The following is a 12,577-nucleotide window of genomic DNA, read 5'->3' on the forward strand; positions in this document are numbered from 1 at the left end:
AAAAAAAGGACCCGGCGTAACTGCTCGGGTCCTTTTTGGAATTTATCCTTTATATTCGTTATTCGTTAATCCCATTACGCCTAAATCCGAAACAGCTTGTCCACTGTCCATAGCATTACCGGATCTCAGACGGACTTTTCCCCGTATACTGCTTGAATTGGCGGCTGAAAAAAAAGATGTCACGATACCCCAGAGCCTCTGCCACCTCGGTCACATTCATTCCGGCATGTAGTAATAGATGCTGTGCACGCTCAATCCGCATGCTGATAATATGAGATTGCGCGGACACACCCAGCAGCTCCTTGAATTTAATCGAAAAATAACGCGGTGACAGCCCCGCCCGTGCAGCCAAATCCTCGACGCGATGAGGAAGTCCCGGATGCTGACGCACATAGTTGGCCGTTTCCCGAATGACCTCGGTGAGCTGGTTACTGGCCTGTTGCTCCTGAGGCTCCTTGCGGTCCGCACGCAGCAGATGAATCATCAGTTGTTTCAGGATTAGCTTGCCTTCCTCGTCAGCTCCGTAAGCACGCTCCAGACGTAGTCGAACGTATCTGGCAAGCATATGCTCTACCTCGAACGTTTCCTCCAGCATACGGTAGCTTGCAGGGATAAGCTTTGGCTGTTCGATAAGATCAAAATGAATATAGGTAAGTATGAGCGGCTTTTGCGGGTTATGTGTGGCACGGGTATCATCCCCCGGCTTGAACAGGAAGCAACTCCCCTTGCTTACCGGATACGACGTCCCGTTTAAGATCACTGTTCCTTCTCCGCTCCATACATAAAATAAATCATAGTTTGGCATCGGCTTCTCGCGTACCTGCCACTTCCAGCCCGGCTCGCACACAATTTTGGCGAAAGCCGACAACAGGATAAACGATGACGCAGATGTATCCAGCAAAATCTGCACCTCCTTTTGTTCATCTTTGGTTGTCCTTTATCCCGTTAATTTATAATATAAGCTCAGCGCCGTCATTAAGCAAAAAAATGCGCTTTTATGTTCTAGAGGCTTTTGCGTGACGCTTACCGTGTGTAATGCTATAATATGTAATCAAAATGACTTGGAAGGATGAAACGGGAATGAATCCACTGGCAGCGCAGTTAAACCAAAACATTCAGACAGGCAACGAGCATGTATATCAAATGCTTTCTCTTTTAGGGAAAGAAATTTATTTCCCAAAAGAAGGGATTTTGAGTCAATCCGCAGAAGCAGGGAAGCTTGCTAAAAAGTACAACGCCACGATTGGCATTGCTACTGAAGGCAATGGTCCTATGCATTTGGAGGTCATTCAGGAGAAGTTGTCCGCTTACAATCCCAAGGATTTATACCCTTACGCTCCCCCTGCGGGCAAACCTGAACTTCGTAGTGTATGGCGTGACAAAATGCTGAAGGAAAACCCTTCATTGGCTGGGAAAAATTACGGCCTTCCCGTAGTTACGAACGCGCTGACCCACGGTTTGAGCATCGTTGCCGACCTGTTCACGGATGAAGGGGACGCTGTCATTTATCCAGACAAAAACTGGGAAAACTATGAGCTGACTTTCGGTATTCGCCGTCATGGACGTTTGGTGAATTTCCCGTTGTTCACAGAGGATCAACGTTTTAATAGTGAAGGATTACGCGACGCGCTACTGGCACAGAAAGAATACGGCAAAGCGATCGTTGTGCTGAACTTCCCGAATAACCCAACAGGCTACACACCGGGAGTGGAAGAGGGTAAAGCAATTGTTGCTGCCATCCAGGAAGCCGCGGAAGCGGGCATCAATGTCGTAGTTGTGACGGATGACGCTTATTTTGGTCTGTTCTTCGAGGACTCCCTGCATGAATCACTATTCGGTCAGTTAGCTGGACTTCATCCGAGAATTCTACCAGTCAAAATTGACGGAGCTACCAAGGAAGAATTCGTTTGGGGCTTCCGTGTCGGATTTATTACCTTTGCTTCGGAACATCAGGATGTACTGAGCGCACTGGAACAAAAAACATTAGGGATTATTAGGGCAACGATTTCGAGCGGTCCTCACCCATCTCAAACCTTCGTCCTGGATGCCCTCAAGTCAACGGACTTTGAACAACAGAAGAAAGAAAAGTTCCAGATTATGAAGGGACGGGCTAACAAAGTCAAAGCGTTGCTCGATAGTGGAAAATACGGAGATGTATGGAGCTACTATCCTTTCAATTCGGGTTATTTTATGTGTCTCAAGCTGAACGGCTTGTCCGCTGAACGACTGCGCACACATTTGCTGGAACAATATGGGGTAGGAACAATTGCGCTGGGTGAATATGACCTCCGAATCGCATTCTCATGTATCGAGGAAGAGTATCTGGAAGACCTGTATGACATTGTTTACCGTGGCGCACAAGATTTGTTGAACACCTAATATGTAACAGATTAAATATAGCATCATTAGCGGTATGCCAGATGTTGCGCATACCGCTTTTTAATGGGCTGAACCATTGTGAATGACACTTCGAAACAAACTATCCTTCAGCAGCGAGCAAAGATTTCTGTGCGAGTGGCAGCAGGATGACTACCTCAGTTCCGACTCCGGGCTCACTCTCATAGTGTATACTTCCGTTCATGGCTTCAATGATTCGAAAGGAGACGACCGTTCCCAGTCCTGTTCCTACCTCTTTGGTTGAAAAAAACAAAGTCCCCACTCGCTCCAGGTGCTCCTGACTCATGCCTTTTCCCGTATCCCTAATATGCAGACATGCCTTCTCTTCCTGAATCGCCAGCTTTATGTATACCCTGCCTCCATCATCCGCAGCTTCGATCGCATTTTTCGTCACATGTATTAACGCCTGTAACAGCTGATTACGATCCATATGTACGTATATTTCATTCCTTAGCTCAGTATACAGTCTTACGCCTTGCTTGGTCGCCATCGGTTTCAAAAGCAAAACAATTTGTTGAACCATGCCAGACAGATCCATCAGCTCTGTGTTCCCAATCTGCGGTCTGGATAAGTTCAGATAGTCGCTAATAATTCTTTCAGCCCTATCGACCTCTGCTAGTGCCAAAGCAATATATCTGCGATTTTTCCCTTCTAGCCCTGACTGAACCATTTGCAGGAACCCTTTAACAACAGTCAACGGATTCCGTACTTCATGAGCCATAGAGGCAGCAAGTTCACCTAACGTATTCAGATGCTCAGCATATTTAACCTTCCTTCTCATTTCTTCCCGTTCCAAACTAAACTCCATCCAGAAAGAGGAGGCTCCAATGCTTAGGAATTGAATCACACCGAACCAGAGTATTGCCCGGATCAGCTCGATCTCATCCTTATCCAGCCTGCCATTGGCCCAGGAATGTATTAACAGAATTATAAGCATGGCAATATTGGTCCATATACTCATTAGCATATTCATGCCCACCCGAAGCAACATACTATTGAGCTGCATAAACTTCTTTCTCACCAAGAGAGGGCCCAAATAACACAACATCATACTGGGAAATCCTACCACAATAGACTCAGGACCTATATACATACGAGCCATCACCATCAGCGTTATATTTAGAAGTCCTGCCTTAGGACCAAAATATAAAACAGAAAGGATCAGAGGAACATATCGAAGATCCCAATATAATCCATACCAGATGTACGAAAACATAAGGCAAAGCACAGAAGACACACCCAACACCCCTCCCATAAGCAACGGGGTATGTTTCCTATGCCGATGATCTGACAAAGAGCTATATACTAATAATGGTACAAACACAAGAAATATGTTCACGAGCAGCTTATCTACCAGCATCTCGTCTTTCCCACTTTCCAAGTGATAATGACTACGTACTTCTTCTATTCTCGATAATACGTGCCTTTTCCTCTCTCCTCCCCTACATCTGATGAAAAATATAAGGCGATTCGGCAACACAACTGAGCATTGGCCCACGCAATCTGAAAATCCACTTCATAAGATACGATGTATCCTTTATCACAATGACCGAGAGGAGAATGAGCATGGGAGCAGAAGAAACAAGAGGCGGTTACGGTGGTTACGGCGCATTTACAAGCACAGGAACAATTCTGGTACTGTTCATTTTATTAGTTATCATCAGCAAAACGATCTTCATATAAGCAGACGATTATCTGCACCCACAGCTACGATAGCAGTGAGCATACAAAAAAAGGCTAATTCGCAGACAGCTCTTGCTGCTTGCGAATTAGCCTTTACTTTATTCACATAGATACACATTACACTTCTTCTTCATCCTGCCCGTCCAAACGCCATTTTTTGGCTTGAGCGCCTCGTAACAGGAACACTACTGCAACTCCCCCAAGCAGCGTGAGCAGTGTAGACAGTAGATCTTCCGTTCCTTTTGCCAGAAAAGGAAGCCACAGAACCACAGCAGCCGGCAACGTCAACCGAACAACAAAGTCGAGAAAAGACGCACGACGACTATGCGCAGGAATCGGATATAACTGAAGCCATAACGAATCCTTGTGATACTGCCTTAGTGAAGTAACCTGTACACCAATGAGGAATATGAAAAATAAATATACTGCAATCCCAATCCAGCTAGCATGGGTGATATATATAATTAACAACCCCAGAATTCCAAGCCGAATGACAATACCTGCTGGCTCTGTACGCAGGAATGTCTTAAACAGCAGGTAACGATACGCTCCCCTTCTGTTCCAAGGTATGTTACCTCCCAACCAGGACAGCCAACGACGTGGCGTCACTCTCTGCGTAAGGGCGGGCACATCGACAAACCAGCCCAAAGTGCGCATCACCCGAGCAGCCTGCATACCCTCTGTGCGAATCAGCTTTTCCCAAGCCACTAGCAGCTTGACCGGGAAACGCAGAACAAGCACGTACACCACACCGACCAATATGATAAATGGCACGCTGTGTAGTGGAGGCTGCCATAGCCATGCGGCTACCATCAGCACAGCCAACACCCACCGAAGCAGACGATAGCCTACACTCCCGCCAATCGATACCATGCGAAGCTCTTGCCAGCCGCCGTAGCTGAATAGCAGCTTTAACAGCACGAACAGTAGCAGGGTCAGTAGCAGCGGCTTAGGCGCGGTATCACTGCGAATATACAGCGGCCACACGATAATAGACAGCAATAGCAAACCGAATATTTTATACACCACACCCCGAATCCGGCTGGCCTTAAAATAATCGTGCATCGCGTGCTCCTGTGGACGGAGGAAAACAATATCCGCCGCGTTTAAATACGTACGAAAGCTCGCATGAGCAATCGGAATAGCCACAATAAGCATGATCCAGCGGATGGGCAAATCCGGTGGAGTATGCATCAGCAGCGACGTGTACCATGCGGCAAAGGCAATCAGTGCAAAGCCGAAGACCACCGCCAGACCGCTCTGAATGACATAGCCCAGATAGGGCAGCACCTGTCCCCAGAACGCTACACGTCTTTCTTTATGCAAACGTTGCAAATCCATGCTCATTCCCTGCCCTGTACCAGCTCATAAAATGCATCTTCCAGCGGCATGCCCGGCTTACCCGCCTGTGCTGTCACTTCGTCCAGCGTACCCTGTGCAATGATGGCACCCTGATGAAGTACAATGAAACGATCGCAATAATTTTCAATCGTGGACAAAATATGAGAACTGAGCAGAATGGACGAACCCGAACGCTTCATCTCTAACATAAAGTCAAGCAGGGAACGAATACCAAGCGGGTCCAAACCCAAAAAAGGCTCATCTATGACATACAACGGCGGTCCCGCTAAAAATGCGCACATAATCATCACTTTCTGGCGCATCCCTTTAGACAGATGCATCGACATACTTCCACTTTTATCCCGCATACGGAACAGGTCCAGCATTTGATCACTGCGTGTGCGGAAATCTGCTTCGCTAACTCCGTACGCTCTGGCCGTGAATTCCATATGCTCCATCACCGTCATTTCAGGATACAGCTCTGGAGATTCAGGTACAAAAGCAATGGCTCCCTGATACTCCTCGGGATTTTCATCCTGCTTATGACCCTGCACACGAATTTCTCCGGCCTGCGGTGTCATCAGGCCCAAAATATGCTTCATGGTCGTACTTTTCCCGGCCCCGTTCAGACCGATCAATCCTACCATTTCGCCCGGTTTCACATCCAGCGAAATCTGATGCAGCACCGGGCGCTTGGCGCTATATCCGCCGGTCAGTCCGTTAATTTGCAACACAGGCTGTTGTTCCATGGCTCCCCCTCTTCTCCCTTACTCGTTCGGTTTTGATCCTTTTTCCTTCAGCCATCTTGGTGCACCCTTGTTTTTGCGATCACGCTCACGCTGTGCTTTTCCTGCTTTGGACAAGGCTGCTCCTTTGCTCTTGCCTGGAGCTGAACCGTTCGCGGAATTCCTGCCAGGACGTCCGTTTTCGGTACGAACAGGTGCCTTACGGTTTTCCGTCTGTGCTCCGTCAGATATGGATCTGGCCTCGGATGGTCTTACAGATGCACGCTTAGCATCCGCCGGACGCGGCACAACTACTCGACCTCCATGCAACGCACGCTCTGCGATGTCAATGCCCAGTTCACGGGAGAACTTACGCATGATGAACGTTTCACGGTCGGTGACAACCGACGCCACCAATCCTTTGCGTCCCATCCGTCCTGTCCGTCCTGCACGGTGAACATAAGCTTGACTATCCGTAGCCGGGTCAAAATGAATGACCATTTCAAGGCCCTCAATATCTAGACCACGGGCTGCCACATCCGAAGCGACCAGCACTTTGAGCTTGTCCTCGCGGAATCGGGCCAACACGTTGCTACGCGTGACTTTATCCGCATCTCCATACAAGGATGCCGTAGTCAGCCCCATATGCTTGAGCTTGGCTTCAATCTCCCCGATGGCATTGGTTGTATTCACGAACACCAGCGCTTTTCTTGGATTAAAATGACGCACCAGACGGCGCAGCATATCCACCTTATCCCGTTCTTCAGATACAAAGTAATAGTGTTCCAGTCCACTGGCCGTCTTCTGGTCGGGATCAATCCCAATTTCTACATATTCACGCATCTCTCGTTTCGCCAGCGACTGAATCTCATCGTTCAGCGTTGCGGACAGGAATACCAATTGACGATCACGTTGGGCGGTGCCCAATATGTTTGTTACATCGCCTGCTCCGCCGAGCTGGAACATCTGATCCACCTCATCAATAACAATGGCTGTAATATTGTGCATTTTCAACTTTTTCGAAGCGATGAGTTCCCGTACACGTCCTGGTGTGCCCACGACAAGCTGTGGATGATCCTTGAGCTTTTCGATTTGACGTTTGATAGCCGCCCCACCAATCAGACCGAGTACACGGATTCCGCGATGCTCTCCGTAGCGCTGACCCTCACGTACAATTTGCATGGCCAGTTCCTGGCTTGGAGCTAGTATCAGCTTTTGTGTAGCCTTTTTCTGTGGATCAATCGCTTGCAACAGCGGCAACAAATAAGCCAGTGTCTTGCCTGTGCCAGTTTGTGAACGCGCCAAAACATGCTTTCCCTTCATTATTTCCGGTATAGCCTCTGCCTGAACTGGCGAAGGCTGTGTAATTTCATGCTCAGTCAGTTTGTCCAACAGATCTTGTTCAACGCCGAGCGATTCAAAATTCAATGTCATGAAAAGGTCCAACCCCTATACGTAAATTCGTTACTCTCCATTATATGCGAAAATAGCCCTGTTACCAAATCACAAAAATAAAAGATGTCCCTCACCATAGCTAATGGCTTACGGGACATCTTTTATTTCTTATTCATCACGCCATGACCCAGCCTATCGGTTAGTCTGGGAGCTAACTGATACAGCTTGAGAAAAGGAGATACCCACCGTGGCAGATTAACCTCCTCTTTGCCAAGCTCCATCGCTCTTACGATATGCCGTGCTACCTTATCAGGTTGTAGCATAAACCAGCTTACATTTCGAACATATCCTCCTGAAGGATCTGCCAGCTCAAAAAACGGTGTGTCGATCGGCCCCGGGTTAATCGTCGTTACAGTCACTCCACTCCCGCGCAGCTCTTGCCTGAGCGCATTGCTGAAACCCAGCAATGCATGCTTCGTCGCCGTGTAAGAAGACGATTTGGCTGTCCCGATTTTCCCAGCCATTGATGCTACATTGACAATCTGTCCATGGCCCCGCTCTGTCATTTGCGGCAGAAACGCCTTGATGCAGCGAACAACACCCATGTAGTTCACGTCCATCATTTGTTCAAACTCCGTCAGGTCGGTTTCATTAAAATACTCAAACTTTCCGTAGCCCGCATTGTTAAGCAATATATCGACCCGTCCGTACTGTTCCAATACTCGTGCAGCAACAGCCTCTACCTGCTCCTGGCGGGTGACGTCCAGTTGGATAAGCTCATGCCTGCCGCTGATTCCCGCAGATACTTGCTTCAGTCGCTCCTGCGAGCGTGCTGTTAAAATAGGAATCGCGCCCTTTTCGCTTAACAACTGAGCGCAAAGGGCTCCAATTCCACTAGATGCACCTGTAATCACAACTATCTTGTCCTGTAGTATACTCACGGTCATCCCTCCACATTAAGGAAACTTGCTCCTTTAATATTAAGAGATCATCACCTGAATATCCAGCTCGCCGATTCCTTCCACCGTGAGCGGAATATAAAGGGCACGCTGAGGCACAAAAGTGGTCAAGTTTTCTGATTTCATGACCTGCGGAGGCGTAATATCCACGACAATTCCCTGATTGGACAAAATCGTACTGGCATTACCACTAATCATATTGCCCAATTCTGAAATTGCGCTTTTTCCCATCTCATCAATTTCAGTCAACACAAATCCGCCCATCATCGCTGATACCATACGTAGCGCCACCTGTTCATTCAGGCCGAACACAATATTTCCGCTAAGCTGTCCGGTCATCCCGATCATAATCCAGATGTGGTCGTCCACCAGCTCGACATTTTTCACACCAAGATTTCCGGGTGAAGGAGATACTTGGATCAATTGTTCAATGACCCGTCGCGCCGACTCCAAAAAAGGATTTATCACTTCTGCCTTCACGATCAAAGCGCCCCTTTACGATGGGCTTTTAGACATACAACAAAAGTCCCATTTAAATTAGAATTTTTTAATTAAATATTACTGTAAAACGCATCGATCCTCAACAAAATGCTCTCTCTATCACTTATCGACAGCTGCCCGGTAATTTTTTATAGCTAAACCACAAAAAATGTGAATAATGTCCTATATCTTTGCTTCTTACCGATTTTAGACTGATTATTTTTGAAGGATATCAGGACTTTAGTCTTTATTTCCCAATATACCACACTTTAAGGTGCTCTGCTTCGATTCATTGCCCTTCCTGCTCGAATAACCTATAATTTAATGAAATAAAGCATAACGACGGTTTTACATATGAACCTATGGATTGGCTAAAAATATTCATTCTATACAGCTGCGACAAGATTAAGAAAAGAGAGGAGGAACTTCATGAACATCAGTCAACTTGAAACACTTATCATGATTTCCAAAACAATGAGCTTCCGCAAAGCCGGAGAACTTCTCAATTTGACGCAGCCGGCGGTGTCCGCCCAAATTAAAAGTCTAGAGGATGAGTTCAAAACCATTCTGATTGACCGCAACCAGCCCGTCACCCTGACCGACCGGGGAGCTGTTTTTTTGGAACACGCCGAGCGCATATTGGAGGTTGTTGAGGAATTAAGACAAAAATTGTACGATCTAAACGAAACACCGCAGGGTCACATTGCGCTGGGTACCACAACATCCATCGCTATTCAAATTTTACCGCGCGTGCTTTCCTACTTTCAGGATCAGTTCCCTCTCATCAAAACCTCCATTCAATCCATGGCTTCCTCAATGATTTATCAGCAGGTGGAGAACGGACTTATTGATGTTGGCATCGGCTATCTGATCGAACGTAATCCCAATTTAAGCACTTCGGTTCTGTATTACGATTCCTTCGAGCTAGTCGTGTCTCCTACTCATCCGCTGGCCTCACAACCACATGCTACCATTGAAGCCCTTCGGGAAATTCCGCTTATTCTGCTCTCTCCCGATACGGTGGGACGAAAATTCGTGGACGATGTATTTAAAAAGCACCAAATCGTACCTCATGTAGTGATCGAGTTGTCCAGCAGTGAGGAAGTCAAACGGATGGTCGAAATTAATCTCGGTGCTGCCATTATTTCCAGACTGTCGGTCACTTCGGAACTGCGTGCAGGCACATTAAAAATGATCCATATTCCCGAGCTGGAAGTTAGTCATCCGGTAGGAGTGATTTATAAATCCGGCCGATATCTAAACTCAGCCATGCAGCAATTTTTAAGTGATCTGAAGGGGATGCCGGAGACGAATTTTACCAGTTCTGAATAACGTAATTCACTATGAACAACATACGCAATATAAACTTGGTTACGAAAGGAAGACAGGCTATGAAATTTGATCTGCACACCCATCATTTCCGCTGCGGTCATGCAGACGGCAACATTCGGGATTATATTGAAGCAGGTATTCAATCTGGCTTACAAGCTATTGGCATTTCGGATCATTCCCCCTTTCTATGTAGCGAACAGGATCAGGCTTTTCCTAAAATTTATATGGCTAAGTCACAGCTTGCTGAATACGTAGAAGAGGTACAACAGCTCAAAAAGGAATACGAAGGCCGTATTGACGTGCTGCTCGGATTGGAAACAGATTATTTTCCTGATTTCGCTGAATTATATCGTTCCACTCTGGCTCCTTATCCATTTGATTACCTCATTGGGTCGATTCACAATGTCGAAGGGGACAGCATTTTTAACCGTAACCGTTGGAACAAATTAAGCGACGCTCGTAAAATCGAAGTCAAACAAGCCTACTATGCGCTCATTCAGGAATCTGCGCGAAGCGGCATGTTTCAGATATTAGGTCATATTGACGCAATGAAGGGGAACTTCCCTGCCTTTTCAGACATTCCTGCCGATACAGCCATTGATGAAACCTTGCGGGTAATTGCGGAATCCAATGTGGCGATTGAAATTAACACTTCGGGTAAAACCAAGCTGAGTGGCGGATGGTACCCGTCTGCTTCTATTTTAGAAAGAGCGCACCATTTTGGTGTGGAGGTCACTTTTGGTTCGGATGCCCATAAGCCTTCGCGGGTAGGCGATGATTGGGAAGAAGTAAAGGCAATGCTGAAGGATATCGGCTTCCGGGAATGGGTCTATTTTAAAGAAAAACGTAAAATTCCTGTGGCGCTTTAAAATTTAAGGTGGGAATTGCCGCTCCGCAAATCATTTGATCTTACGAACGCTGCTGCAATGGGATTGTTGGGGATTGTAATTTATAAGGTGATAATCCCATTGCAAAGGCGAATGCTTAGCAAGATTATGACATCTATGTGTGAGGAGAATTACATATGCACTTGGAAGATCCTATGGACAAGATCAAAAAGCTAAAGCATGACATCACGCGGTTTATGCTAATCTATAAATTTGCGCTCGACGAAATGGAAACCAAGATTGAAATATTAAAACAGGAATTTCAAGCATTACACGATTACAGCCCTATTGAGCATACCAAATCACGCCTTAAATCTCCTGAGAGCATCATGAACAAAATGCTTCGTAAAAATAGCGAGTTATCCCTGGATGCTGTCAAAAATCATATTAAGGATATCGCTGGCTTACGTATTACTTGCTCTTTTATTTCTGACATTTACGATGTCAGTAACATGCTTCAGAGACAGAGTGACTTGAAGGTGCTGGAAATTAAGGATTACATCAAGAATCCCAAGCCGAACGGTTACCAGAGCCTGCATTTGCTGGTTCAAGTTCCTGTATTCATGTCGGATTGTGAGGAGCTAGTCTGCGTAGAGGTGCAAATTCGAACCATTGCCATGGATTTCTGGGCCAGCCTGGAGCATAAAATCTTTTATAAGTACAACCAGTCCGTTCCCGAAAGTCTGACACGTGAATTAAAGAGCGCAGCGGATTCCGCTAATGCGCTAGATCTCCAAATGGAGCGTCTACATCGTGAGATCAAGGAAATTAAAGACGCTAGAGGTGAAGAGGACTCCATAGAGGAGCTTCGGAAGATTATGATTAATAATCAGCAAATTACGGTGCCAGCCAATTTCTTGAAGCTTCTAGGAGAGTAAGATTAGGCGGTGCTCCACCGCTATGCGAATGATTTGATCTTATGATCAACGGATTGCATGCTTGTTCAAAAATGAAAGAATAGAATCATTGATTAAGATCGGCTTCTCTCTAAGCATGTGCGGTCGATGACTACAACCCAGAGCAATTAGATAACGTGAGTCTTGGACCCATGAGCATAATTCCAGAAGCTGCTCTTCGGTGGCAAAATCATCATGTTCACCCGCGATAAATAATGCAGGGCACGTAATGCTGCTTAGCTCGTTACGTGCCAATTGCGGATATTGGCGCCAATCCTGTGCGCTCTGTCGCATAAACTCTTGCCAATTCCCCTGATGTGCCTCCTCATGCCGTTCCATCATTTGATGGATCATTTCATAACGTTCGTTTTTTGATGAGCCACTCCGGTTCAAATTCATCTGCCCCCACAGGACATGCGACTCCACTACAGCCTATGATCCTCCTCTTTTTACTTAATTGTTAGATGAACTATGTAAATAAA

Annotated in this window: 13 protein-coding genes; 5 read left to right on the plus strand and 8 right to left on the minus strand. The window is 46.5% G+C overall.

The features are described from left to right. Positions 1 to 115: 115 nt before the first annotated feature. Positions 116 to 901 (minus strand): helix-turn-helix domain-containing protein, encoded by a 786-nt coding sequence (locus tag NSS66_RS19185; protein WP_023990123.1) that lies wholly within the window; start codon positions 899 to 901, stop codon positions 116 to 118. A 179-nt stretch (positions 902 to 1,080) separates the two neighbouring features. Here NSS66_RS19185 and NSS66_RS19190 point away from each other — a divergent pair, with 179 nt between their 5' ends. Next, a complete protein-coding gene (locus NSS66_RS19190) occupies positions 1,081 to 2,379 on the plus strand; it encodes an aminotransferase class I/II-fold pyridoxal phosphate-dependent enzyme (RefSeq protein ID WP_023990124.1) in 1,299 nt (432 codons plus the stop codon). Between the two features lie 100 nt (positions 2,380 to 2,479). Here the strand turns inward: NSS66_RS19190 and NSS66_RS19195 are convergent, their stop codons facing one another. Beyond that, complete coding sequence (locus NSS66_RS19195; protein ID WP_076159686.1) at positions 2,480 to 3,757, minus strand: sensor histidine kinase; 1,278 nt, start codon at positions 3,755 to 3,757, stop codon at positions 2,480 to 2,482. Between the two features lie 206 nt (positions 3,758 to 3,963). Between NSS66_RS19195 and NSS66_RS19200 the strand changes: the two genes are divergently transcribed. Beyond that, positions 3,964 to 4,080, plus strand: coding sequence for a hypothetical protein (locus tag NSS66_RS19200; RefSeq protein ID WP_023990126.1), 117 nt, complete (start codon positions 3,964 to 3,966; stop codon positions 4,078 to 4,080). 117 nt (positions 4,081 to 4,197) lie between these two features. Here NSS66_RS19200 and NSS66_RS19205 read toward each other — a convergent pair whose 3' ends face one another. From NSS66_RS19205 to NSS66_RS19225, 5 genes are all read right to left on the minus strand, one after another. Beyond that, entirely contained in the window at positions 4,198 to 5,421 is a 1,224-nt protein-coding gene (locus NSS66_RS19205) for an ABC transporter permease (protein ID WP_053326036.1), read from the minus strand. A 2-nt stretch (positions 5,422 to 5,423) separates the two neighbouring features. After that, positions 5,424 to 6,170, minus strand: coding sequence for an ABC transporter ATP-binding protein (locus NSS66_RS19210; protein WP_013311782.1), 747 nt, complete (start codon positions 6,168 to 6,170; stop codon positions 5,424 to 5,426). An 18-nt stretch (positions 6,171 to 6,188) separates the two neighbouring features. After that, positions 6,189 to 7,580 carry a DEAD/DEAH box helicase gene (locus NSS66_RS19215; protein WP_028541461.1) on the minus strand — a complete coding sequence of 464 codons (1,392 nt, stop codon included), beginning with the start codon at positions 7,578 to 7,580 and terminating at the stop codon, positions 6,189 to 6,191. A 122-nt stretch (positions 7,581 to 7,702) separates the two neighbouring features. Further along, a complete protein-coding gene (locus tag NSS66_RS19220; RefSeq protein ID WP_028541460.1) occupies positions 7,703 to 8,482 on the minus strand; it encodes an SDR family NAD(P)-dependent oxidoreductase in 780 nt (259 codons plus the stop codon). 39 nt (positions 8,483 to 8,521) lie between these two features. Continuing rightward, positions 8,522 to 8,980 (minus strand): chemotaxis protein CheX, encoded by a 459-nt coding sequence (locus NSS66_RS19225; RefSeq protein ID WP_023990131.1) that lies wholly within the window; start codon positions 8,978 to 8,980, stop codon positions 8,522 to 8,524. A 429-nt stretch (positions 8,981 to 9,409) separates the two neighbouring features. Between NSS66_RS19225 and NSS66_RS19230 the strand changes: the two genes are divergently transcribed. The 3 genes from NSS66_RS19230 to NSS66_RS19240 all read left to right on the plus strand — a co-directional run bounded on the left by NSS66_RS19230 (position 9,410) and on the right by NSS66_RS19240 (position 12,077). Continuing rightward, positions 9,410 to 10,312 carry a LysR family transcriptional regulator gene (locus NSS66_RS19230; RefSeq protein ID WP_023990132.1) on the plus strand — a complete coding sequence of 301 codons (903 nt, stop codon included), beginning with the start codon at positions 9,410 to 9,412 and terminating at the stop codon, positions 10,310 to 10,312. Between the two features lie 59 nt (positions 10,313 to 10,371). Further along, complete coding sequence (locus tag NSS66_RS19235) at positions 10,372 to 11,181, plus strand: histidinol-phosphatase (protein WP_028541459.1); 810 nt, start codon at positions 10,372 to 10,374, stop codon at positions 11,179 to 11,181. 155 nt (positions 11,182 to 11,336) lie between these two features. After that, positions 11,337 to 12,077: a GTP pyrophosphokinase gene (locus NSS66_RS19240; protein WP_068941817.1), complete on the plus strand. Its 741-nt coding sequence runs from the start codon at positions 11,337 to 11,339 to the stop codon at positions 12,075 to 12,077. 45 nt (positions 12,078 to 12,122) lie between these two features. On the opposite strand, the gene NSS66_RS19245 is transcribed toward NSS66_RS19240, so the two are convergent. Next, positions 12,123 to 12,521, minus strand: coding sequence for an alpha/beta fold hydrolase (locus NSS66_RS19245; RefSeq protein ID WP_226887825.1), 399 nt, complete (start codon positions 12,519 to 12,521; stop codon positions 12,123 to 12,125). Between the last annotated feature and the right edge of the window lie 56 nt (positions 12,522 to 12,577).

This window comes from Paenibacillus sp. FSL R10-2748 (assembly GCF_038005565.1).
Taxonomy (GTDB): Bacteria; Bacillota; Bacilli; order Paenibacillales; family Paenibacillaceae; genus Paenibacillus; species Paenibacillus polymyxa_B.

Bases quoted from the DNA above. Each gene is read 5' to 3' on its own strand.
- NSS66_RS19190 (WP_023990124.1), top strand. From the start codon at position 1,081: ATGAATCCACTGGCAGCGCAGTTAAACCAAAACATTCAGACAGGCAAC.
- NSS66_RS19195 (WP_076159686.1), bottom strand. From the start codon at position 3,757: ATGCTGGTAGATAAGCTGCTCGTGAACATATTTCTTGTGTTTGTACCA.
- NSS66_RS19200 (WP_023990126.1), top strand. From the start codon at position 3,964: ATGGGAGCAGAAGAAACAAGAGGCGGTTACGGTGGTTACGGCGCATTT.
- NSS66_RS19205 (WP_053326036.1), bottom strand. From the start codon at position 5,421: ATGGATTTGCAACGTTTGCATAAAGAAAGACGTGTAGCGTTCTGGGGA.
- NSS66_RS19210 (WP_013311782.1), bottom strand. From the start codon at position 6,170: ATGGAACAACAGCCTGTGTTGCAAATTAACGGACTGACCGGCGGATAT.
- NSS66_RS19215 (WP_028541461.1), bottom strand. From the start codon at position 7,580: ATGACATTGAATTTTGAATCGCTCGGCGTTGAACAAGATCTGTTGGAC.
- NSS66_RS19230 (WP_023990132.1), top strand. From the start codon at position 9,410: ATGAACATCAGTCAACTTGAAACACTTATCATGATTTCCAAAACAATG.
- NSS66_RS19235 (WP_028541459.1), top strand. From the start codon at position 10,372: ATGAAATTTGATCTGCACACCCATCATTTCCGCTGCGGTCATGCAGAC.
- NSS66_RS19240 (WP_068941817.1), top strand. From the start codon at position 11,337: ATGCACTTGGAAGATCCTATGGACAAGATCAAAAAGCTAAAGCATGAC.